We start from the raw sequence: 20,868 nt of genomic DNA, 5'->3' as shown, positions 1-20,868 counted from the left end.
GTGCGTGACTCTCCTTGCGTGGGGGGGGGGGGGGGGGGTCGGTCGTACGGGTGTGGGGCGGGCGGAGCGAGGGGAGAGGGCGGGAGGAACGTTTCTGCGACGGCGGTACGGCGTGCCGGCACTCGGATCGGCGGCCGGTACTCGATACGGCGCAATGGCGCCCACATCGGCGCGTCCGCGCCCGCTACGACGGCGCGCGCCCGGCCGCCTCGTGATCACGGACCCCCGGCCTGCGGCCCGCCCCGATTCACCGCTCCGCGAGCAGCTGCTCCACCGCTCGTTTCGGCGGCTCCAGCAGCGCGCGGGCGGCTTTCTCCGCCGCCTCCGGGTCGCCGGACGCGATGGCGTCCAGGACGGCCCGGTGATCGCCGTGCATGATGCGCGGCATCCGCTCGTCGTCGAGCGAGGACAGCAGCGCTTCGCGTACGGAGCTGCTGAACCAGGCGTACGTCGCGGTCAGCGCGGTGTTGTGCGCGGCCTCCACGACGGCCCGGTGGAAGGCCACGTCGTGATCGGCGTACAGCTCCAGGTCGCCGCCGAAGGGCTGCCCGTTGGCGGCCTCCAGGGCGGCCTGTGCGTCCAGTGCGGCCCGCATCCGCTCCAGGTCGTCCGGGCGGTGCCGCTGGGCCGCCAGGCGGGCGGCCTCCGCCTCCAGGGCGATGCGCAGCTCCAGGACGTCCCGGACGCCGGCTCGCTGGACGCCGCGCATGATGTCGCCCGGGTCGGCCTGGGAGACGACGAAAGTGCCCTCGCCCTGCCGGGAGCGCAGCATGCCGGCGTGCACCAGGACCCGTACGGCCTCGCGGACGGTGTTGCGTCCGACCTGGAGCTGTTCGGCCAGCGCGTGTTCGGTGGGGATGCGCTCGCCCACCGGCCAGGTGCCGGCCGCCAGCTGGGCGCGAAGGGCGTCCACGACGGTGTCCACGAGGGACTGCCGTCCCGCTGCCTGCAACACCATGCGCACATCCTCGGTTCGGTTCCGGTCACACGTGTGGACAACCGGTGTCATCCGGTTGCCCAGTCATCCTACAAATAATCCCTGCAACGTGCACGGAGTTTTTCCTCCGCGTACGTCACAGGGGCGCCGGGCCGGTGCCACCGGTCCGGCCCGGCGCCACGTGTCACAGCCCGATGTCACGCTCCTGGATGTCGGCCAGGGACTCCCGCCGTACGAGGACGCGCGCCTGCCCGTCCGCGACGGCGACCACCGGCGGGCGGCCCACCAGGTTGTAGCCCGAGGCCATGGACAGGTGGTACGCGCCCGCCACCGGTACGCCGATCAGGTCGCCGGGCCGTACGTCGCCGGGCAGCCGTACGCCGGCGGCGAGCACGTCGCCCGCCTCGCAGTGCCGCCCCACCACACTCACCGGCGTGAGCGCGGCGCTCGACCGGCGCCCTACCAGCCGGGGCGCGTACCGCACCCCGTACAGTGCGGGCCGCGGGTTGTCGCTCATCCCGCCGTCGACGGCCACGAAGGTGTGCTCGCCGGTCCGCTTGACGGACAGCACCCGGTACAGGGCGATACCGGACGGGCCCGCGATGGCGCGGCCCGGCTCGACGGTCAGGCGGGGCACCGGCAGTCCGGCCGCCGCGCAGCCGCCGGCCAGCTCGGCCCGGACCTTGGCGCCGAGCGCCGCGATGTCCATGCCGTCCTCGCCGGGCCGGTAGGCGACGCCGTGGCCGCCCCCGATGTCCAGCTGCGGCAGCGTGACGCCGTGCTGTTCGTGGATACGGGCCAGCAGTCCCACCAGCCGCCGGACGGCCGACAGGAACGGTTTCACAGTGGTGATCTGCGAGCCCAGGTGGCAGTGCAGCCCGACCAGATGCAGCCGCGGCTGGCCCAGTATGCGGGTGATGGCGTGCTGCGCCGAGCCGTCGGCCAGAGAGAGGCCGAACTTCTGGTCGTCGGTTCCGGTACGGACCTTGGCGTGGCCGCCGGCCGCGATGCCGGGCACCACCCGTACGAGTACCTGCTGCCGGGAACCCGCGGGGACCGCGGCGGCGAGCCGGGCGATCTCCGAGGTGCTGTCGATGACGATCCGGCCGACGCCCAGGCGCAGTGCGGCGCGCAGGTCGTCGGGGCTCTTGGCGTTGCCGTGCAGCACGATGCGGGACGGCGGGAAGCCGGTGGTGACGGCCAGTTCCAGCTCGCCGGCGGAGCAGACGTCCAGGCCCAGGCCCTCCTCCCGTACCCAGTGGGCCATGGCGCGGCACAGGAACGCCTTGGCCGCGTACAGGACATCGGCGTCGGGGAAGGCGCGCAGGTAGGCGCGGCAGCGGGCGCGTACCTCGGCCTCGTCCAGGACGTACGTGGGGGTGCCGAAGCGCTCGGCGAGTTCGGTGAGCGGGACGCCGCCCACGGAGAGGTCGGCGTTCGGCAGTTCGGCCGTCGACGCGGGCCAGATGGAGAGGTCGTTTGAAAGGTCGTCCGAAAGGTCGCCCGTAAGGCCGTCCGAGGCGTCGCCCGGAAGACGGTCCGGGAGGCCGGGAGCGGCCGGGTCGTGCGGCTTTCCGGCGGTGTGCCCGTCAGCGTGCTCCGGTGCGGTGGTCGGTGTCGTGGTCGTCACGGTCATGGTGGTCGTCCGCCCTTCTCAGACGGCCCGCAGCAGCGGCGTACGGCGGGCAACCGGTGCGAGGCGCGGGTCCACGGTCAGGATTCCGGCGCCGAGGGGTTCGGCGAGGGCGCGCAGCGCGGGCTCGGCGAGCCGGATCCACGGCTGGTCGGCGCCGAGCTCCGCGGCGAGCCGCTGCGGTGAGGTGAAGCCGACGGCGGTACGGCCGCCGAGCGGGGTGCGGAACAGGCGGGCCGTACAGCCCGCGGGGCCCGGCCGGACGGGGACGAACAGCAGCCCGGCCGGGACGCGTTCGGCAGGTTCGGGATCTTCCTCGTACAGATGCTGCTGGGACACGGCGTCGCTCCTCGGTGCTCGCGCAGGACCGGCCCCGGACCGGTGGGAAGGGAAGTGCCGGGGCTCCTCCTCGACGCTATGCCCGTAGCGGCAGGCGCTCGGCGGCGTACTGACGCATCGTTGACGGCCCGTGGACGCCCCTTGACGCGATGCTGGTGCACCGGCGCACGCGCCGGTGCACGGCGGGGACGTACACCCCGGCGCGGGCCCGTGCGTACCTCGATTCCCCGGGACGTCACGGCCGGGCTTCCGCGAGGATCGTTACGGCCGGGCTCCGCGAGGGTCGCCCGGGCCGTCGGCCGCCCCCTTGACCTTCACACCGTGGCAAGCCCTGCACTGGGAGACGTCATGTTCACCATCGGAGACTTCGCCGGCCACGGCCGGGTGTCGGCCCGCATGCTGCGGCACTACGACGCCATCGGGCTGCTGCGCCCGGCCCGTACGGACCCGGCCACCGGCTACCGCTACTACGAGGCCGGGCAGCTCGCCCGCCTCAACCGCATCATCGCCCTCAAGGACCTCGGCTTCAGCCTCCAGCAGGTCGCGGCCATCCTGGACGAGCAGGTGAGCGCGGCGGAGCTGCGCGGCATGCTGCGGCTGCGCCGGGCCGAGCTGGCGGCGGCGGTCACGGCGGCGGGCGCCCGGCTGGCCCGGGTCGAGGCGCGGCTGCGGACGATCGAGGAGGAGGGGCGGATGGCCGTGGAGGACGTGGTGGTCAAGCGCGTCGAGGCGGTACGGGTCGCCGAACTGACCGGCGTCGCGGCGAGCTTCGGGCCCGAGGACATCGGCCCGGTGATCCGCCCGCTGTACGCGGATCTGTTCCGGCGGCTGGCCGCGGCGGGCATCGAGCCGTCCGGCCCGGCGATCGCGTACTACGAGGACGCGCCGGAGGGCGGGGACCGGATCACGGTGCACGCGGCCGTCCCGGTCACGGCCGCCCCGCAGCCGTCCCACGACTTCGCGGTCGTGGACCTGCCGGCCGTCGAGCGGGCGGCCACGGTGGTGCACCGCGGCCCGATGGAACGGGTGCTGCCGACCGCGCAGACGCTGGCCCGCTGGCTCGCCGACAGCCCGTACCGCTCCGCCGGGTACCCGCGGGAGCTGACGCTGGAGTGCCCGGAGGACCGGGAGCGGTGGGTGACCGAGCTGCAGGAGCCGATCGTCGCGAGGTGAGCGGCGGGAGGTGAGCGGCGGGAGGTAGCCGGCGGGAGGTGAGCGGGGGGCCTCGGCAGGCCGTGCGCTGCTTGTGCGCCGGCGCGCGATGGGCGCAGTGGATCGCCCGGGCTTCAGCTCCTGCGGACGGGGCTGTACGGGCTCTTGCGTCCGTGCCCGGAGCTGTACGGGCTCTTGCGCCCGTGCCCGGAGCCGTCGAGCGAGGTGTTCACCGTCTCGGCGAACTCCACCGCGACCGGGCTCAGCGTGGCCCACTGCCGTACCGCCCAGCCGGTCGCCAGCGGCGGCAGCCCCGGGATCGGGATCAGCCGCAGGTCCGGGTGGTCGGTGCCGTGCCGCCCCGGCAGGTCCGGGACCACGGCGTGCCCGACGCCCAGTTCGGCCAGCAGCATCGCGGTGTCCCAGTCGGCCACGCTGGTGGAGCTGGTGGAGCCGGCGGGTGCGGCGGGGCTGGCCTCCGGCCGGGCCAGGTGCCCGTCGAGCCGCATCCGGGAGACGGAGTTCTCCGGCAGCCGGATGAGCCGGATGCCGTTCAGGCCGCCGGCCAGCTCGGCCGGCTCGATGCGGTCGCGCGCGGCGAGCGGGTCGTCGGACCGTACGGCCAGCACCCATGGCAGCTCCAGCACCGGGTGCTGCTCGATGCCGCGTACGGGCGCACCGATGGTGATCCAGGCCAGCTCGGCGGTGCCGTCGGCCACCGCCTCGCAGCAGCGGCGACCGGAGTTCTCGGTCTGGAACTCCAGGTCGACGTGCGGATGGCGGGCGCGGAAGGTGACCACGGCGGCCGACATGAAGTGCCGTACGGTCGTCGCTCCGGTGGTGATCCGCAGCGTGCCGGCATCGCCCCGGCGCAGATCGGCCAGGCGGCGCAGCGCCAGGTCGAGTTCGCCGAGGGAGCCACTCGCGGCGCGGTGCAGGATGCGGCCGGCCCGGGTGGGCGCCACGCCGCGCGGTCTCCGCTCCAACAGGCCGATGTCCGCCTCGCGTTCGAGCCGCTTGACGCGCTGGCTCACCGCCGACTGCGTACAGCCGAGGTCACGGGCGACGGCACTGAGGCTGCCCGCGTCGCAGACGGCGACGAAGATGCGGAGGTCGTCGAGGGTCACCAACCCAAGTTACAGCTAAGGGGTTTGGAAGGAAACCCGAGGATTGACTTGGGTGTACGGGCGCGAGGAGGATCGGGACACGGCGCCAGGCGGCCACCCGGAACCGGCTACGGCGCCGGACGGTTCCGGGGGCCGACCCGTTGGGGGCGGCGCCGCGTGGCCGACCCGCCGTGGGCCGGCCACGCGGCGCCGCCGTTGTACGGCGGGGTGTATGGCGAGGGTGTACGGCGATCCGACGTACGGTCCCGTCGTACGACCCCGTCATCCGGCGCTGTCGTCAGCCCCGGTCCGCGCCGACCGCCGTACCGGCGGCGGTCGTTGCCGTGGCGGTGGCTGCGGTGCCGGCCGCTGCGGTGCCGGCCTTCGCGTCCGCCTTCGGAGCCGCCCCGCTCCCCACCGTGCCGCTTCCCGCCGTGCCGCTCCCCGCCGTCCCCGCGGCAGCCGGAGCCGTACGGTCGGTGGAACGGTTCCCGTCCGCACCCCGCCGTACGACAGTCAGGACCATCAGCCCCGTCGCCACCGCCACGATCCCCGCGACCAGGGACACCCGGGTCAGGCCGTGGACGTAGCCGACGCCCGGACCGGCGTGCGCGCCCGCGGACCGCACGCCCTGAGCGAAGACCGTGCCGAGGATCGCGATGCCGAGTGCGTAGCCGAGCTGGCGGAAGGTGTTGACCGCGCCGCTGGCCATGCCGGCGCGCTGCGGCGGGGCCGCGCCCAGCGCCGCCGAGACCAGAACCGGCATGGCCATGCCGATGCCGACGCCGCTGATCAGCAGACCCGGCGTGAGGACCGACCAGCCGGAGTCGTCGTTCAGCAGCAGGACGTGCAGCAGCGGACCCGCGCCGATCAGCAGCAGGCCGACGCCGATCGGCACCTGCGGCGCCAGCCGGTGCAGGAACCGGCCGCCGAACATGCCCACGGCCATCGACGCCGCCGCCATCGGCAGCACCGCGAGACCGCCCATCACGGGGCTCAGGCCCAGGATGTTCTGCACCCACAGGCCCACGTACGTCAGATACGGGAACGCCGCGGCCTGGAGCAGCAGCGCCGCCGCCATCAGGACGGCGAAGGCCGGGCGCCGCATCAGCTTCAGGTCCAGCAGCGGCTGGGCCGTACGGCGCTCCACGGCCACGAAGACGACCAGCGCCAGCAGGGCCACCGCCAGCGACAGCAGCGTGCCGGACTCCGTCCAGCCCTCCTCGCCGCCGCGCATCAGCCCGTACGTCAGGGCGCCCGCGCACAGCGTGAACGCGCCGGCGCCCGGCCAGTCGATGCGCCCCGTACGGTCGCCGTGCGACTCCGGCACCGACCGCAGGGTGATCCACACCGCCACCGCCGTCAGCGGCAGGTTGACGAGGAAGATCGCGCGCCAGTCCACGTACTGGGTCAGCACACCGCCCAGCAGCGGGCCGACCGCCGCCGCGGCACCGCCCGTACCGCCCCAGACGCCGAACGCGACCCCCCGGTCACGGCCCTGGTACGCGGCCATCAGCAGCGGCGTGTTGGTGGCGAACATCGCCGCCGCGCCCGCGCCCTGCACCGCCCGCGCGGCGATCAGCACGCCCTCGTCGGGCGCCAGTCCGCAGGCCAGCGAGGACAGCGCGAACAGCGCGAGCCCCGCCAGGTACAGCTTGCGGCGCCCGAACAGGTCGGCCGCCGAACCGGCCACCATCAGCAGCGCGGCCAGCGCCAGCGCGTAGATGTCCATCACCCACTGCAAGGAGGTGAAGGAGGCGTGCAGGCCGTCGGCCATCCGCGGCAGCGCCGTGTTCACGATCGTCACGTCCACGAGCAACATGAAGTTGCCCAGGGTGATGGCGACCAGGGGCCACCATCTGCTCCGCCCGTTGTGCATCGAGATCCTCTGTGGTCATCGGTGTCGTCGTTCGTTCCGTCCCCCGCACCAGAATCCGGGCGGCACCCCCGCCACTCCCAGCCACGGCGTACCGTGCGGCGCAATCCGACACGGGTTAGCCTTTCCTGGTGAAAACCGACGGCTTCGACGAGCTGGACCGGGGGCTGGTCCACGCTCTCCAGCTCGACGGACGGGCACCCTTCAGCCGTATCGCCGAGGTCCTCGGCGTCTCCGACCAGACCGTCGCCCGCCGCTACGGCCGGCTGCGCGGCACCGGCATGATCAAGGTGATGGGGCTCACCGATCCGCCGGCGCTCGGTGAGACGGAGTGGCTGGTACGGGTGCAGTGCACACCCGACGCGGCCGTCGCGGTGGCCGAGGCGCTGGCCCGGCGGTCCGACACGTCCTGGGTGAGCCTGATGTCCGGCGGCACCGAGATCGGCGCCGTCTGCCGCGCCGCCAGCAGCCGGGACAGCGACGCGCTGCTGCTCCAGAAGCTGCCGCGGACCCCGAGCGTGGTCGGCGTCACCGCGCACTGCATGCTGCACGAATTCTTCGGCGGCCCGCTGGGACTGGTCAACAAGTCCGGCGCGCTGACCGAGGAACAGGCGGAGCGGCTGCGCCACCCGGCGTCCGCCGCGGCCGACCGGCGGGCCGGCGCACCGCCCGTACGCCCGTCGCCCCCCGTGCTCACCGCGGCCGACCGCCGCCTCCTGGACGCGCTCGCCGAGGACGGCCGCACCGGCCTCGCCGACCTGGCCACGGCCACCGGCTGGTCCCAGTCCACCGTCCGCCGCCGGCTGTCCGAACTGCGCGCGGACGGCGTCCTCTACTACGACGTCGAATACGACGCCCGGCACTTCGGCTTCGGCGTCATGGTCTCCCTCTGGCTCTCCGTCGCCCCCAGCGAACTGGCCGCTGCCGGAACGGCGTTGGCCCAGCACCCCGAGGTGGCCTTCGCCTGCGCGACCACCGGCCCGCACAACCTCTTCGCGTCGGTGCTGTGCCCCGACGTACGCGCTCTGTACACGTACCTGACCACCCGCATCGCGGCGCTGCCCGGCGTACGGCACATGGAGTCCTCCCCGCTGATCCGCCGGCTCAAGGGGGCCGGACCGCACGGCCGGGGCCGGACCGTCCCCGGCCCGCTCACCCCCGCCCCGCCGGGCCGCGCACGATGAAGCCCGTACTCCCCGCCGCGCCGGCCGGCCGGGTGGCGGCCTGGATACGGGCCGCGCCCGGCACCCACATCTGGCTGCTGGTCATCGGCGTCACCAGCCTCGTCATCGCGGGAGCCACCGAGGGACTGGGCGACTTCCTCCTCCACCGCACCAGCAGCAACATCCACGAGCTGAACCGGCACCCGCTCTCCTCCCTCCTCATCAGCGGCTTCTGGATCGAGAACCCGTCCTCCTTCGTCCTGTACGCCGTCCTCTTCGAGCTGGTGCACGCCAATGTCGAGCGCTGGCTGGGCACCTGGCGCTGGCTGCTGACGATCGGCGTCGCCCACGTCACCGCCACCCTCGCCAGCCAGGAACTGGTCCTGCTCGCCATCGAGGGACACCGGCTGCCCCGCTCCATGACGCACGTCGTCGACATCGGCGTCTCGTACGGCCTGGCGGCGGCAGCCGGCCTGCTCACCTACCGGCTGCCGCCCCCCTGGCGCTACCTCTACCTGGCGTCCGTCATCGGCTTCTTCGGCATCCCGCTCCTGTCAGGCGCCACCTTCACCGACATCGGACACGCCATCGCCTTCACCCTTGGTCTCGCCGCCTGGCCCTTGACCCCGGATGCCGGTGCGGACGCGGCAGCGGACGCGGACCGTACCGCAGCTCCCGGACGTCCTCCGCCAGATCACTGAGCCGCAGACTCATCGCGCAGACGACCCGGTTCGTGGCGTCCAGCCGCCGGTCCAGCCGGTCCAGCCGTACGGAGATGCGGCCGATCACCGGCCCGAGGTCCCGGAGTACGGGGCCTACGTCGGCGAGGGAGGACTCGACGCGGGTGAGGCGGTGGTCGAGGGATTCGAGCGTCGGGCCGTTCGCGTCCTGGCGGGGCACACCGTCGCGGCCCCGCTCCTCGGCGTCGAGGAGGTACGTACGCACCGCACGCGCGACCTCGCTGTCGCGGAGGAGCATGGCGATGTTGAGGAGGGTTCGGCGGGTGTACACAGTCAGCTGCACACTCCCCTGTGGATAACTCGACGCCCATGGGTCCAAGTTGGACCTATCAAAGACTTGCAGCTCAGCGCCGCGCAGGGTGCGCATGCCGTTGTCCCGGAGCTCGCCCCGGTGCCGCTTCGCGATGCTCTTGACGGCCTCTGTGCCCACCTCGAAGTACTCGGCGACCATCCGCGTCGTGACATGCAGCCCATCGGGCAGCATCACGAGAGCCTTCACCTTGTCCAGGACGCCGACACGTCCGATCACACTGTCGCGCATGGCCCGCGACTCCAGCAGTACAGCTTCGGGTGGCATGGAAATGCCCTCCACTCAAACCGGATCGGTTTGAAGGGGACAGGCTGTCCCCTTCAACTGAACGCCCGTATCCAGGGCTCAGGAGCGGAGGCTGCTCACGGATGCCACTACCTCTATGTCCGGTTCTCAGCCGTACGGTTGCACCGCTTCACGGCCGTCACCGGCAAACCCCAGCACTTCACGGTCCCTCGACGCCTCGAACTCCAGTTGCCTCCACGCACGGTGGACAACGAACGGATAAACGTACAGTTACTCGTTCGCGGGCGGGAGTTCGCGCAACCGTTCCGAAAAGATGGCCGGGCGCGCGGCTCAGCCGCCGTACAACCGCTCCAGCACGACCGCGATCCCGTCCTCGTCGTTGGAGGCGGTGATCTCGTCGGCGACGGCCTTCAGTTCCCCGTGGGCATTGGCCATGGCTACGCCGTGGGCGGCCCAGCCGAACATCGGGATGTCGTTGGGCATGTCGCCGAAGGCGATCGTGTCGGCGGCCTTCACGCCCAGGCGGCGGGCGGCCAGGGAGAGGCCGGTGGCCTTGGAGAGGCCGAGGGGCAGGAGTTCGACGACACCTTCGCCGGCCATCACCACGCCGACCAGGTCGCCGGCGGCCTCGCGCGCGGCGCGGGCCAGTTCGTCGTCGCCGAGGGTCGGGTGCTGGATGTAGATCTTGTTGAGGGGGGCCGTCCACAGCTCGCCCGGTTCCTGGATCAGCAGGTTCGGCAGCGGGCCTTCCTGGACGCGGTAGCCGGGGGTGACCAGCACCTCGCCGTCCAGACCGTCCCGGCTCGCGGCCAGGAACAGCGGGCCGACCTCCGCCTCGACCTTGGCGAGGGCCAGTCCGGCGAGCTGCCGGTCCAGGGTGACCGAGGTCAGCAGCCGGTGCTCGCCGGCGTGGTAGACCTGCGCGCCCTGCCCGCACACCGCTATGCCGTCGTAGTCCAGCGCGTCGAGGATGTGGCGGGTCCACGGCACCGCGCGGCCCGTGACGACGATGTGCGCGGCCCCCGCCGCCGTGGCCGTGGCCAGGGCGGCGCGGGTGCGCTCGGAGATCGTGTCGTCGTGCCGCAGCAACGTTCCGTCGAGGTCGGTCGCGACGAGCTTGTACGGCAGCGGGCGGGCCGGCTCGGGCCGGTGCGCGGGCTCGGGGGCGGTGGTCACCGGTTGACGGGCTCCAGGATCTCCCGGCCGCCCAGGTACGGGCGCAGCATCTCGGGCACCCGCACGGAGCCGTCCGCCTGCTGGTGGTTCTCGAAGATCGCCACGATGGTGCGGGGCACCGCGCAGAGCGTGCCGTTGAGCGTGGCGAGCGGCTTGACCTGCTGCTTGCCGTCCTTGTTGGTGCGCATCCGGACCGACAGGCGGCGGGCCTGGAACTCGTCGCAGTTCGAGGCGCTGGTCAGCTCGCGGTACTTGCCCTGGGTGGGGATCCACGCCTCGCAGTCGTACTTGCGCGAGGCCGAGGCGCCCAGGTCGCCAGTGGCCACGTCGATGACCTGGAAGGGCAGCTCCAGGCCGGTCAGCCACTGCTTCTCCCAGTCCAGGAGGCGCTGGTGCTCGGCCTGCGCGTCCTCGGGGTCGACGTACGAGAACATCTCGACCTTGTCGAACTGGTGGACGCGGAAGATGCCGCGGGTGTCCTTGCCGTACGTACCGGCCTCGCGGCGGAAGCACGGCGAGAAGCCCGCGTAGCGCAGCGGCAACTGGTCCGCGTCGACGATCTCGTCCATGTGGTACGCGGCGAGGGGGACCTCGGAGGTGCCGACGAGGTAGTAGTCGTCCTTCTCCAGGTGGTACACGTTCTCCGCGGCCTGGCCGAGGAAGCCGGTGCCCTCCATGGCGTGCGGGCGTACCAGCGCCGGGGTGAGCATCGGCGTGAAGCCGGCCTCGGTGGCCTGCGCGATGGCGGCGTTGACGAGCGCGAGCTCCAGGAGCGCGCCGATGCCCGTCAGGTAGTAGAAGCGCGATCCGGAGACCTTGGCGGCGCGCTCGACGTCGATGGCGCCGAGCTTCTGGCCGAGCTCCAGGTGGTCCTTGGGCTCGAAGCCCTCGGCCGCGAAGTCGCGGGGGGTGCCGACGGTCTCCAGGACCGTGAAGTCCTCCTCGCCGCCGACGGGGACGTCGGGGTGGACCAGGTTGCCCAGCCTGAGCAGCAGCTGCTGCGTCTCCGCCTTGGCCTCGTCCTGCTCGGCGTCCGCGGCCTTGACGGCGGCGGACAGCTCCCCGGCCTTCTTCAGCAGCGCGGCCTTCTCGTCGCCGGTGGCCTTGGGGATGAGCTTGCCGAGTGACTTCTGCTCGGCGCGCAGCTCGTCGAAGCGGACGCTGGAGGTCCTGCGCCGCTCGTCGGCGGAGAGGAGTGCGTCGACGAGCGCGACGTCCTCTCCACGGGCGCGCTGGGACGCGCGCACACGGTCGGGGTCCTCACGGAGCAGGCGAAGGTCAATCACCCCACCAGGCTACCGGGGCGCGGCACCGGCGCTCGACGCCATATTTCCTCGCGTGGCGCTTTGTCCGGTTTGTGGATATTTGTAGCGTTTGGGAATTCCGGAGTGCGCGATGCGGCGCGGCGGTATGGCGCGGGGTGCAAGGGGAGCATAAGGGGCGGACGGGAAGTCGGCGGGGTGGGGGGAACGGGGAGTGACGGGAGTCGCGGGGTGCGGTGCGGACGGCCGGAAAGTGGCGGAAAAAATCGTCAAGGAAATCTTGCGCCGTCGCCGGTACGGGGGTATTCGCGCCGCTTGCGGCGACCCGCTTCCCCTGTGGGCGGCCGGAGTTGGCGGGCGGTGCACGGTGGGGGACGGCGGCGGTTGTACCCAGGGTTGTCCACAGGGGTGGGGGAGTTTCGGAATCTTATCCACAGGCTGTGTGTGGGAACTGTGGAAGTTGGAAGGTTTGGTTCCGCTTCAGGAAACCGTTGCCAGGGATTCACCGATGAAACCCTTTGCCGACGCTCTTTCGTGTGGGATTTCCTCGCCCTAAAGGATTGTTCGCGCGAATTGCGCTGACGTGGGCGGGCTGCGGCGCTGTGGAAGGCTCCGGGGGTCGGTAGAGCAATATGTCGACTCTGTCCGAGTTGGGACGGCCGCCGTGTCGACTTGTCCCCAGGTCGAGAACCGTGCCTGTGGATAACTTTGTGGACAACGCCAACGCCCCAGTCCAGGCCGTACACCGCTCCGCGCGGGCCGCTCGGCGGCCGGTCAGCGGACCGTTTCAGCACCACTCGCCCACCGGTTCCCGGCCACCGTCACGGGACCCGGCCACAAGGAGGCACCACGGCGCCCGGCTACTGAGGCGGCTCCACGGTGCTTGGCTACTGAGGCAACGCCAGGGTGCCCGGCTACTGAGGCAACGCCACGGTGCCCGGCCCAGCTCCGAGCGGCCGACGCCGACCGGTCAGGCCCGCCCGTCCAGGCAGCGCGTCAGCCAGTCCGCCGCGTCCGTGAACGCGTCGTCCACCGTGTCGGGGCGCACGTTCGCCCGTACCCGGTCCGCCCGCGGGTACGACCCGAGGAACCGCACCTCGCGGCAGATCCGCTTGAGCGCCATCAGGACCTCGCCGACCCGCCGGTCCGTGAGGTGCCCCTCGCAGTCCACCGAGAAGCAGTAGCGGCCGATGCCCTCGCCGGTCGGCCGGGACTCGATGCGCATCATGCTGACGCCACGGGCCGCGTACTCCTGGAGCAGCTCCAGCAGCGCACCGGGGTGGTCCTCGCGCAGCCACAGCACGACCGAGGTCTTGTCGGCGCCGGTGCGCGCCGCCGGCCGGGCGGGGCGGCCCACCAGGACGAAGCGGGTGGCCGCGTTCTGCGCGTCGTGGATGTCGGTGACCAGCGGTTCGAGGCCGTACGTCGCCGCCGCGAACTCCCCGGCGAAGGCGCCGTCGTACCGGCCCTCCTGGACCAGTCGAGCACCGTCCGCGTTCGAGGCCGCCGACTCCCACACCGCCTCCGGCAGGTGCCCGGCCAGCCACTTGCGCACCTGCGGCTGGGCGACCGGGTGCCCGGTGACCGTCTTGATGTCCGTGAGCTGGGTGCCGGGCCGTACGAGCAGCGCGAACGCGATCGGCAGCAGCACCTCGCGGTAGATCATCAGCGGTTCGCCGGCGGCCAGTTCGTCCAGGGTGGTGGTCACCCCGCCCTCGACCGAGTTCTCAATCGGCACCAGCGCGGCCGCCGCCTCCCCGGCCCGTACGGCGTCCAGCGCGGCCGGTACGGACACCATCGGGACCAGCTCGCGGGTGGCGGACTCCGGGAGCGTACGCAGCGCCGCCTCGGTGAACGTGCCCGCGGGCCCCAGATACGTGTAGCGGCTGACCGACATTGCCTCTGACTCCCTCACGCTCCGGTGGGGACCGCCGAACCGATCACCCGCTCGCCACGTTACCCGCACCGGCCGCCCGCCCCGGCCGGAAGCCGGAGACCCACTGGTACCCAGAGGCCCAGCAGCCTCCGGGGACCCGCGGTCCCACCGGGCCTCCGGAAGCCCATCGGCCACCGGAGACCCACCGCGCATCCGAGGCCACGGCCCGCCCGACTCCACGGCCCGCCTGACTCCACGACCCGCCCGCTCACCCCTCCAACAACGGCTGCCCCACATACCCGCCCGCCACCGCGGCCGGCGGCACCGCGAACAGCCCGCTGGCCTCGTGCCGCAGGAACGGCGAGAGCGCGTCGCCGCGGTCCAGCTTGCGCTGGATGGTGACGAAGGAGCGCAGCGGATCGGCCTGCCAGCAGATGAACAGCAGTCCGGCGTCCGGGGCGCCGTCGTCGCGGAACCCGTCGTGGAAGGAGTACGGCCGCCGCAGCATGGCCGCGCCCTGGTTGGACTCCGGCGCGGCGATCCGCGCGTGCGCGTCGGCCGGGATGACCGGCAGCCCGTCCGGGCCGTTCCTGTCCAGATCCATCTTCGTGTGCTCGTCGCCCCCGGTCAGCGGCGCGCCGTCGGCCTTGCGGCGGCCTATGACCTTCTCCTGCCTGGCGAGCGGCTGCTTCTCCCAGTCGTCCAGCAGCATCCGGATACGGCGGACGACCGCGTACGAGCCGCCGCGCATCCAGGCGTACGGGCCGCTGCCGGCGTCCCGGCCGACGAAGATCCGCTCGTCGAAGTCCGAGTCCGTGGGCTTGGGGTTGTTGGTGCCGTCCACCTGGCCCATCAGGTTGCGGGCGGTCATCGGGCTCGCGGTGGCGCCGGGCGTGCGGTTGAAACCGTTCATCTGCCAGCGCAGCCGCGCGGTGTCCCCGGCCTCCCTCTGGAGGGCGCGCAGCGCGTGGAAGGCGACCAGCGCGTCGTCGGAGCCGATCTGCACCCACAGGTCGCCGTTGCTGCGCCCGGCGTCCAGCGCGTCCGAGGAGAAGTCCGGCAGCGGTTCGAGTTGGACCGGGCGGTGTGCGGTCAGCCCCGTACGGTCGAAGAAGGTGCGGCCGAACCCGAAGGTGACGGTGAGCGAGGACGGGCCCGCGTCCAGCGCGACACCGGTGTCCGCGGCCGGCGCGCGCCCGGCCATCAGCTCCTCGGCCGTACGGGACCAGCGGCGCAGCAGTGCCGACGCGGCCTTGCGGTCGGCGCCCGGCGCCAGGTCGAAGGCGACGAGGTGGCCGCGCGCCTGGAGGGGCGTGGTGATGCCCGCCTGGTGCCTGGCGCGTTCGTCGCGGAAGGCGACCGTGGTCGCGCCGAGGCTGCTCAGCGCGGCGGGCGGGTCGTCCTGCGCGGCGGCGACGCCGATCGCGCCGCCCGCGGCACCGGCGACCAGGCCCGCCGCGCCGGCGGCGCCGACGGTGCCCAGCAGGCGGCGGCGGGACAGTTCGAGGGTCTCGGGGCGCTCCGTGCCGGCGCCGGAACCGGCGGTGCCGTCGGAGGGGGAAGCGGTGGTCGTCATCAGTTGATCTTCACGTTCCTGGTCTCGGTGACCTGGTCGATGTCGGAGGTCCGGACGACCAGGGAGAGCTGCCACTGTCCGGGCACCGGCAACTGGACGCCGCGCGCGCTCCAGTGTCCTTCGCTGACGTGGTCGAGGGTGACCTGCAACGGCCCGAGCTTCTTGTCCTTGAGGGTGAAGGAGACCTTCACCTCGGGGACATCTTGGGTCCGGCCGTCCGGGTCGGCGATCCGCAGGTGCAGGGCGTTGGCGCTGCCGCTGCGGCCGGGGTCCAGATCGACGCGCGCGGTGCCCTTGCCGCGCGCGCCGCCGGTGTCGAACGGGATGTTCAGTACCTGCGGCTGGTTGGCGTCGGCCGACTGCCCGGCCGCGCCGACCGCCTTGACGGCCTCCTCCGTACGGGCCGGTTCGGTGGAGGTGAGCACGGTGGTGACGGCCAGCAGCACCACGGCGACCGACGCCTCGGCCAGGACGGAACGGCGCAGCCCGGAGCGCTCCGGGTCGGCGTCGCGGATGCGCTTGGTACGGGCGGTGGCCAGCGCCGTGCGCTGCCGGGCCAGTTGGGCGGCCCGCGCGGGGTCGACGTCGCGCGCTGCGTCGTCGGTGCCCGCGGCCTTCGGGGTCGGCTCCGCCCGCGCGTCCTGCGCCGCTTCCGCGCGCGCTGTCACGCTTTCCAGTACGGCGGCGGCCTCTGCCTCGGGCGCCGGGCCCTCGCCCAGCCGCGCCGTCCAGCGCCGCGAGAACCAGGCCACGCCCACGAGGACGACGACCAGCGCGACTTTGATCAACAGGAGCCGCCCGTACGAGGTGTCGGTCAGCGCTTTCCACGTACCGACCTGCCGCCACGACTGGTAGACACCGGTCGCCACCACCACGACGACGGACCCGAACGCGAGCCGCGAGAACCGCCGGACGCCCGCCCGGGCCACGGACGGGCCCTTGTAGAGGGACGCCAGCAGCGCGGCCAGCCCGCCGAGCCAGGTGGCGACGGCCAGCAGGTGCAGAGCGTCCACGGGCATGGCGACGGCGGTCTGCAGGCCGGTCGAGGCGTGCTCGGCCATTGCCCAGGTGGCGGCGAGGCCCACGGCCACGATGGTGCCGCCGATGGCCAGGCCGGGGGCCAGGTCCTTGCGGTGTTCGGTACCGGGGCCGGGGTCAAGGCCGGGGCCGGAGGTGGGGGTGGAGGGGCTGCCGTGGTCGGGGCCGTCCTCGGCCGGACCGCCCGTACCACCGGCGCGTTCACCCTCCCCCGTACGCCCCTCATCTCCCTGAGCGCGGGCGTACGCGCCGAAGAGGACGGCCACGAACAGGGCCGCGGCGGCGAGCAGCAGCAGCCTGGACACCAGCGCGGCTCCCGGCTTGGTCTCCAGGACCTGCCGGAGTCCGCCGAGGTCGAAGACATCGGCGAGGTCCCCGGACGTCGTGTACGGGGTGCGCAGCAGCAGCATCGCGATGGTCGCGGCGGTCAGCGCGGCCCAGCCCCGGGAGACCAGGCGCTGTACGGACCGTACGCGCGCGGCGGCCGGGCGGCAGGCGAGGACGAACGCCGCGCCGCCCACCAGGACGACGAAGCCCGCGTACGCGAGGTAGCGCGCGATGCCGTACAGCGCGCCGACCACACCGCCGCCGGCCTCCTGCTGGGGCAGCGGGGCGCTGGTCTTGGACGGCGCGCCCACCGAGAAGGTGAAGGCGCCGGAGACCGGGTGGCTGTCGGCGGAGACCGCCTGCCAGGCGACGGTGTACGTGCCGTCCGGCAGCCCCGGCGGCAGCCCCGCGCCGTACTTGACCGTCTCGCCGCTGCACAGGTCGCGCAGCTTGCCGCGGTCGACCCGCTTGCCCTGCGGGTCCAGGACCCGGATCGAGTCGTCACCCATCGCGACGCCCTCGGAGAAGGTCAGCGTGACCTGCTCGGGCGCGCTCTGCACCACCGACCCCTGCGCGGGGGTGCTGCCGGTCAGCGCGGCGTGCGCACTGGCCGGCGCGGCACCTCCGAGGAGCATGCCGAGCAGCGCCGCCGCGAGCACCAGGAGGCGCAGCGCGGCCGGCCGGCGAGTGCGCGGGGCGCCTTTACGGCGTGCGCCCGGAGCGCGGGCGCCGGAGCCCGGTGCGCAGAGGACGGTGGTGGTCATGACGGGCGCCCCCTACTTCTTGGCGTCGTGCTGCGAGTGGTCTTCGGCGGATCCCTCGTGCTGCGAGCCGTCCTGCTGCATCGACCCGTCGTGCTGCATGGAGCCTTGCTCACCGTGCTGCATCGAACCGTGCTGCATCGAACCGTGGTCCATGGAACCGTGATCCATCGATCCCCCGCCGCCGGAGCCCGACTTCGCCGCGCCGTTCCCCGGGACGTAGGTGCCGGACTTGACCGGGACATCGACCTTGAGCGGCTTCGACTTGTCGAAGTGCAGCTCGACGGTGACCTGCTGGCCCTCGGCCGGCTTCTTCTTCAGGCCCATGAACATCAGGTGGTTGCCGCCGCGGGCGAGTTCCAGCTCGCCGTTGGCAGGTATGTCCAGCGACCTGACCTCCTCCATCTTGTTGTCCTTGGTCGTGTGGATGGTGACGCTCTTGGCCACGTCGCTGGTCACGGAGGTGAGCTTGTCGGCCGTACCACCGGAGTTCTTGATGACCAGGAAGCCGCCGGCCATGTTCTGGTCGACCGGCTGCGGCATGTAGGCGCCGGAGACCGAGAGCTCGGGCGCGCTGTCCCCGCCGCAGCCCGCGAGGGCGAATCCGGCGGTCAGGGCGAGGGCGGCGGCGAGGGCGGTGCGGCGGTTCACGGGTTCTGTCCCTTGGTGATCTTCGGAAGTGCTTTGGAGTAGTGGTCCACGCCGGCGTCCTGCATCCCCATCCAGTGGATCTTGTCGTCCTTGGGGGAGCTGAGCAGCACCTGCGCGCCGTGCGTGGAGACCACGTCGCCGTTCTTCTTCTTGACGGGCTTCTCGATGCCGATGTTCACGCTGCGCGCGCCGGCCTGGATGGTGTCGAACGAGCCGGTCAGGCCGACGAACTTCTTGTTGATGCCGCCGAGCCACTTCTTGAGCGCTTCCGGCGTGTCGCGCTCGGGGTCCGAGGTCACGAAGACGACGCGCAGGTCGTCCTGTTCGGCCTTGGGCAGCTGCCGCATCGCCACGTCGATGTTGTTCATCGTCAGCGGGCAGACGTCCGGGCAGTGGGTGTAGCCGAAGTAGATCAGGGTCGGGTGGCCCTTGGTCTGCTCGATCAGGTCGTACTTCTTGCCCTCGGTGTCGGTCAGCACCAGGTCCGGCTTCTCCATGGGCTGGTCGAGCGTGACGATCGGCTGGGATCGGGTGCCCCCGGAGACGCTGGCGGCGGGCTTGTCGCTGTCGCCGCCGCCGTCGCAGGCGGCGAGGGTCAGCGCCGAGGCCAGTGCGACGGCGGCGGCGATCAGATTCCTACTACGCATTGCTGTGTGTCCCGTGTGGTCAGGAGCGGGGTGCCGGCCCGGCGCCACGCGGGCGCCGGGTACCGGCACGGGGTCGGGTCAGGCGCCACGGCGACGGCCGGCGAGCACGCCGAACGCGACACCGATGATGCCGACGGCGATGCCGGCGCCGCCCAGGACGCGCGCCGTGGTGTCGCTGCCGTCCGCGGCGGCCTGCCGGGTGTCGCCCGCGTCGCCGCCGGCGTTCTTCGCGTCGGCGCCGCCGGAGCCGTGGCCGTCACCGGTCGCGGGGGTCAGCTTGAGCACCGGCGCCGGGTTGTCCGGCTCCGGCGCGCCCTCCTTGGCCGGCTCGATCCAACGTACGACCTCGTCGTTGTCGTACGTCTGGAGGGCCTTGAAGACGAGCTGGTCGGCCTTGGGCAGTTGGCCCACCGAGACCGGGAACTGCTGGAACTGGCCCGGCGCGATCTTGCCGCCGTCCGCGGTCCAGGTGATCTTCGAGACGGCCTCGGTGAGCTTCTTGCCGTGCGTCTCCAGGGGCTTGTCGAGCTTGGACTTGGTGACGTCGATCTTCCAGCCCGGCACCGGCTGCGGCATGGCGGACGCCAGCGGGTGGTCGGTCGGCAGTGTCACTTCGAGCTTCACGGTCGAGGCGTTGTCGCGCTCGTTGGGGACCTTGAAGTTGATCGTCGCGTAGCCGCCCTGCTCGGCCCGGCCCGGCTGCACGCTGACGTGCGCGAAGGCGGGTACGGCGAGCAGCAGCACGCTGCCCGCGGCGAGGCCGCCGACGACGGGCAGCCGGCGGGCGAGCCGGCCGCGGCGGCCGGAGTGCGCGGCCCGTGCGGCGGACCCGGACGGTTCGGCGGCAGACGGTGACGGTACGGCGGTGGACTGTGACGGTACGGCGGTGTACTCGGACATGGCGGAAAGCACTCCACAGGCAGGAGGGAAGGGAAAGGGAACGGCCGGCGCGCGTGCGGGGACGACGGCGCACACCGGTCCCTCCCGTGCGCCGGGGCGTGCCCGGTTCCGCTGCGGGATGTGCGGTGCGTGTCGTCAGGCCGCGAGGGCCAGGGCGGGCGGGCCCCGCCTGACGACACTGTGCTGGAGTGCGAGTTCCTTCGGGCGGGCTTGGTCATGCCCGTACGAAAAACGCGCCACGGGACGGGTGTCCGCGGCACCCAGGAGCCCGGCGCACAGGACGCGTACGAGCGCCAGCGTGCACCGCAGTGCGCCCACGAGTGCTTCCGCCACGGCTGCCGCTTCCCGCGCCGCGGGCGCGGAGAGCCGTACGAGACGCCACAGGGCGGCCTCGCCACGGCGCAGCAGCCAGCCCGCGGCGAGCGCCGCGAGCACGTGCGCCAGCAGCATCGGCAGCGAGGGCAGCAGCCCGTGCGCCGCCGGGGCCGACATGGCGGCCTGGTCCATGGCGTGCCCGGCCGCGCCGGGGCCCGCCGGGCCGATCGCGGAGACGTCCAGGATGCGGCGCGCTTCGGCGCCGTCCAGCCGGCCGGCCCCGAGGCCGCAGGTCACATGCCGTGCGAGGGCGATGGCGGCCTGGTCGGAGAGGCCACCGCCGGACGCCGGGGCGGCCGTCGGCGCCGCGGCCATACGGTGCTGGCCCAGCGCGAAGACGGAGTGCAGCGCGAGCTGCCCGACGGCCAGCGCAACGGCGATGCCCGGCAGGGACCGCTCCCGGCCGGCCAGCGGCGCGGCGACGGCGAACACCGCCGCGCAGCCCACGCCCAGCGTCCACACGGGGACCGCGGCGCAGGACCCGATCATGTGCCCGGCCGCGGACAGCGCGACACAGACCGCGGTGAACACCGCGGCCCTCAGCAGCCGCAGGTCCGCGGCGGCGCGCTCTTCGGGGTCGGACGGGGCAGTCATGGCCGCGCCATCATCCCACTGCGCCCACCGCTCCCGTACGGCAGGTCCGCCGCTCCATACCCGGCGGATCGCGCCATTCCGGTACGGGCAGGTCAGGGCCGGGGCGCGCCGGCGCATTCCGCAACGGGAGCCGGGGTGCGCGCGGGCGCGGCCCGGGCCCGTTACACCGGCGGGCGTCGCCGG

General features: G+C 72.9%; 17 protein-coding genes and 1 pseudogene. 3 read left to right on the top strand and 15 right to left on the bottom strand.

Going from position 1 to position 20,868, the window contains the following annotated elements; all coding sequences use genetic code 11:
• Positions 1-247 precede the first annotated feature (247 nt).
• The 3 genes from IH45_RS0132065 to IH45_RS0132055 form a co-directional block, all read right to left on the bottom strand.
• Positions 248-958: a FadR/GntR family transcriptional regulator gene (locus IH45_RS0132065; RefSeq protein ID WP_030676612.1), complete on the bottom strand. Its 711-nt coding sequence runs from the start codon at positions 956-958 to the stop codon at positions 248-250.
• Positions 959-1,121: 163 nt separating this feature from the next.
• Positions 1,122-2,573, bottom strand: coding sequence for a diaminopimelate decarboxylase (lysA, locus tag IH45_RS0132060; RefSeq protein ID WP_030676609.1), 1,452 nt, complete (start codon positions 2,571-2,573; stop codon positions 1,122-1,124).
• Positions 2,574-2,591: 18 nt separating this feature from the next.
• Positions 2,592-2,909 carry an SAV_915 family protein gene (locus IH45_RS0132055; protein WP_030676607.1) on the bottom strand — a complete coding sequence of 106 codons (318 nt, stop codon included), beginning with the start codon at positions 2,907-2,909 and terminating at the stop codon, positions 2,592-2,594.
• Positions 2,910-3,257: 348 nt separating this feature from the next.
• Between IH45_RS0132055 and IH45_RS0132050 the strand changes: the two genes are divergently transcribed.
• Complete coding sequence (locus tag IH45_RS0132050) at positions 3,258-4,082, top strand: MerR family transcriptional regulator (RefSeq protein ID WP_030676604.1); 825 nt, start codon at positions 3,258-3,260, stop codon at positions 4,080-4,082.
• Between the two features lie 113 nt (positions 4,083-4,195).
• On the opposite strand, the gene IH45_RS0132045 is transcribed toward IH45_RS0132050, so the two are convergent.
• Positions 4,196-5,188, bottom strand: a complete 993-nt coding sequence (locus IH45_RS0132045; RefSeq protein WP_050515326.1) for a LysR family transcriptional regulator — start codon at positions 5,186-5,188, stop codon at positions 4,196-4,198.
• A 277-nt stretch (positions 5,189-5,465) separates the two neighbouring features.
• The gene (locus tag IH45_RS0132040; protein ID WP_030676598.1) at positions 5,466-7,046 is read right to left on the bottom strand and encodes an MFS transporter; all 1,581 of its coding nucleotides are present in this window, start codon (positions 7,044-7,046) and stop codon (positions 5,466-5,468) included.
• Positions 7,047-7,174: 128 nt separating this feature from the next.
• On the opposite strand from IH45_RS0132040, the gene IH45_RS0132035 reads away from it, so the two are divergent.
• Positions 7,175-8,227 carry an Lrp/AsnC family transcriptional regulator gene (locus tag IH45_RS0132035; protein ID WP_030676595.1) on the top strand — a complete coding sequence of 351 codons (1,053 nt, stop codon included), beginning with the start codon at positions 7,175-7,177 and terminating at the stop codon, positions 8,225-8,227.
• A complete protein-coding gene (locus IH45_RS0132030; RefSeq protein ID WP_030676593.1) occupies positions 8,224-8,907 on the top strand; it encodes a rhomboid-like protein in 684 nt (227 codons plus the stop codon). Before IH45_RS0132035 ends, IH45_RS0132030 begins: the two co-directional genes overlap by 4 nt.
• On the opposite strand, the gene IH45_RS0132025 is transcribed toward IH45_RS0132030, so the two are convergent.
• The 10 genes and pseudogenes from IH45_RS0132025 to IH45_RS0131980 form a co-directional block, all read right to left on the bottom strand.
• Positions 8,801-9,523, bottom strand: coding sequence for a hypothetical protein (locus IH45_RS0132025; RefSeq protein WP_158813330.1), 723 nt, complete (start codon positions 9,521-9,523; stop codon positions 8,801-8,803). The two genes, IH45_RS0132030 and IH45_RS0132025, sit on opposite strands and share 107 nt — an antisense overlap.
• Before the next feature lie 309 nt (positions 9,524-9,832).
• Positions 9,833-10,678 (bottom strand): HAD family hydrolase, encoded by an 846-nt coding sequence (locus IH45_RS0132020; RefSeq protein ID WP_199810740.1) that lies wholly within the window; start codon positions 10,676-10,678, stop codon positions 9,833-9,835.
• On the bottom strand, positions 10,675-11,964 hold the full coding sequence (serS, locus tag IH45_RS0132015) for a serine--tRNA ligase (protein WP_078897874.1): 1,290 nt from the start codon (positions 11,962-11,964) through the stop codon (positions 10,675-10,677). The genes IH45_RS0132020 and serS overlap by 4 nt, the downstream gene beginning before the upstream one ends.
• Before the next feature lie 946 nt (positions 11,965-12,910).
• Positions 12,911-13,837, bottom strand: coding sequence for a prephenate dehydratase (pheA, locus tag IH45_RS0132010; protein WP_030676585.1), 927 nt, complete (start codon positions 13,835-13,837; stop codon positions 12,911-12,913).
• Between the two features lie 247 nt (positions 13,838-14,084).
• On the bottom strand, positions 14,085-15,392 hold the full coding sequence (efeB, locus tag IH45_RS0132005; protein WP_030676582.1) for an iron uptake transporter deferrochelatase/peroxidase subunit: 1,308 nt from the start codon (positions 15,390-15,392) through the stop codon (positions 14,085-14,087).
• A complete protein-coding gene (locus tag IH45_RS0132000; protein ID WP_030676580.1) occupies positions 15,392-17,521 on the bottom strand; it encodes a copper resistance CopC/CopD family protein in 2,130 nt (709 codons plus the stop codon). Before IH45_RS0132000 ends, efeB begins: the two co-directional genes overlap by 1 nt.
• Positions 17,522-17,731: 210 nt before the next feature.
• Positions 17,732-18,169 (bottom strand): annotated as a pseudogene (locus IH45_RS0131995) (copper chaperone PCu(A)C); the annotation flags it as partial.
• On the bottom strand, positions 18,166-18,816 hold the full coding sequence (locus tag IH45_RS0131990; protein ID WP_030676575.1) for an SCO family protein: 651 nt from the start codon (positions 18,814-18,816) through the stop codon (positions 18,166-18,168). The gene IH45_RS0131990 and the pseudogene IH45_RS0131995, both read right to left, overlap by 4 nt.
• Before the next feature lie 78 nt (positions 18,817-18,894).
• Positions 18,895-19,716 carry a YcnI family copper-binding membrane protein gene (locus IH45_RS0131985; protein WP_234440755.1) on the bottom strand — a complete coding sequence of 274 codons (822 nt, stop codon included), beginning with the start codon at positions 19,714-19,716 and terminating at the stop codon, positions 18,895-18,897.
• 135 nt (positions 19,717-19,851) lie between these two features.
• Positions 19,852-20,685 carry a hypothetical protein gene (locus tag IH45_RS0131980; protein ID WP_030676570.1) on the bottom strand — a complete coding sequence of 278 codons (834 nt, stop codon included), beginning with the start codon at positions 20,683-20,685 and terminating at the stop codon, positions 19,852-19,854.
• Positions 20,686-20,868 lie beyond the last annotated feature (183 nt).

It is taken from the genome of Streptomyces rimosus subsp. rimosus (assembly GCF_000720725.1).
GTDB lineage: Bacteria > Actinomycetota > Actinomycetes > Streptomycetales > Streptomycetaceae > Streptomyces > Streptomyces rimosus_A.
This window is presented reverse-complemented; position numbering and strand designations above follow the sequence as displayed.

Excerpts from the sequence above, each read along its gene's own strand:
- IH45_RS0132065 (WP_030676612.1), bottom strand. The coding sequence starts at position 958 with ATGGTGTTGCAGGCAGCGGGACGGCAGTCCCTCGTGGACACCGTCGTG.
- lysA (WP_030676609.1), bottom strand. The coding sequence starts at position 2,573 with ATGACCGTGACGACCACGACACCGACCACCGCACCGGAGCACGCTGAC.
- IH45_RS0132050 (WP_030676604.1), top strand. The coding sequence starts at position 3,258 with ATGTTCACCATCGGAGACTTCGCCGGCCACGGCCGGGTGTCGGCCCGC.
- IH45_RS0132040 (WP_030676598.1), bottom strand. The coding sequence starts at position 7,046 with ATGCACAACGGGCGGAGCAGATGGTGGCCCCTGGTCGCCATCACCCTG.
- IH45_RS0132030 (WP_030676593.1), top strand. The coding sequence starts at position 8,224 with ATGAAGCCCGTACTCCCCGCCGCGCCGGCCGGCCGGGTGGCGGCCTGG.
- IH45_RS0132025 (WP_158813330.1), bottom strand. The coding sequence starts at position 9,523 with ATGCCACCCGAAGCTGTACTGCTGGAGTCGCGGGCCATGCGCGACAGT.
- pheA (WP_030676585.1), bottom strand. The coding sequence starts at position 13,837 with ATGTCGGTCAGCCGCTACACGTATCTGGGGCCCGCGGGCACGTTCACC.
- efeB (WP_030676582.1), bottom strand. The coding sequence starts at position 15,392 with ATGACGACCACCGCTTCCCCCTCCGACGGCACCGCCGGTTCCGGCGCC.
- IH45_RS0132000 (WP_030676580.1), bottom strand. The coding sequence starts at position 17,521 with ATGACCACCACCGTCCTCTGCGCACCGGGCTCCGGCGCCCGCGCTCCG.
- IH45_RS0131990 (WP_030676575.1), bottom strand. The coding sequence starts at position 18,816 with ATGCGTAGTAGGAATCTGATCGCCGCCGCCGTCGCACTGGCCTCGGCG.
- IH45_RS0131985 (WP_234440755.1), bottom strand. The coding sequence starts at position 19,716 with ATGTCCGAGTACACCGCCGTACCGTCACAGTCCACCGCCGTACCGTCA.
- IH45_RS0131980 (WP_030676570.1), bottom strand. The coding sequence starts at position 20,685 with ATGACTGCCCCGTCCGACCCCGAAGAGCGCGCCGCCGCGGACCTGCGG.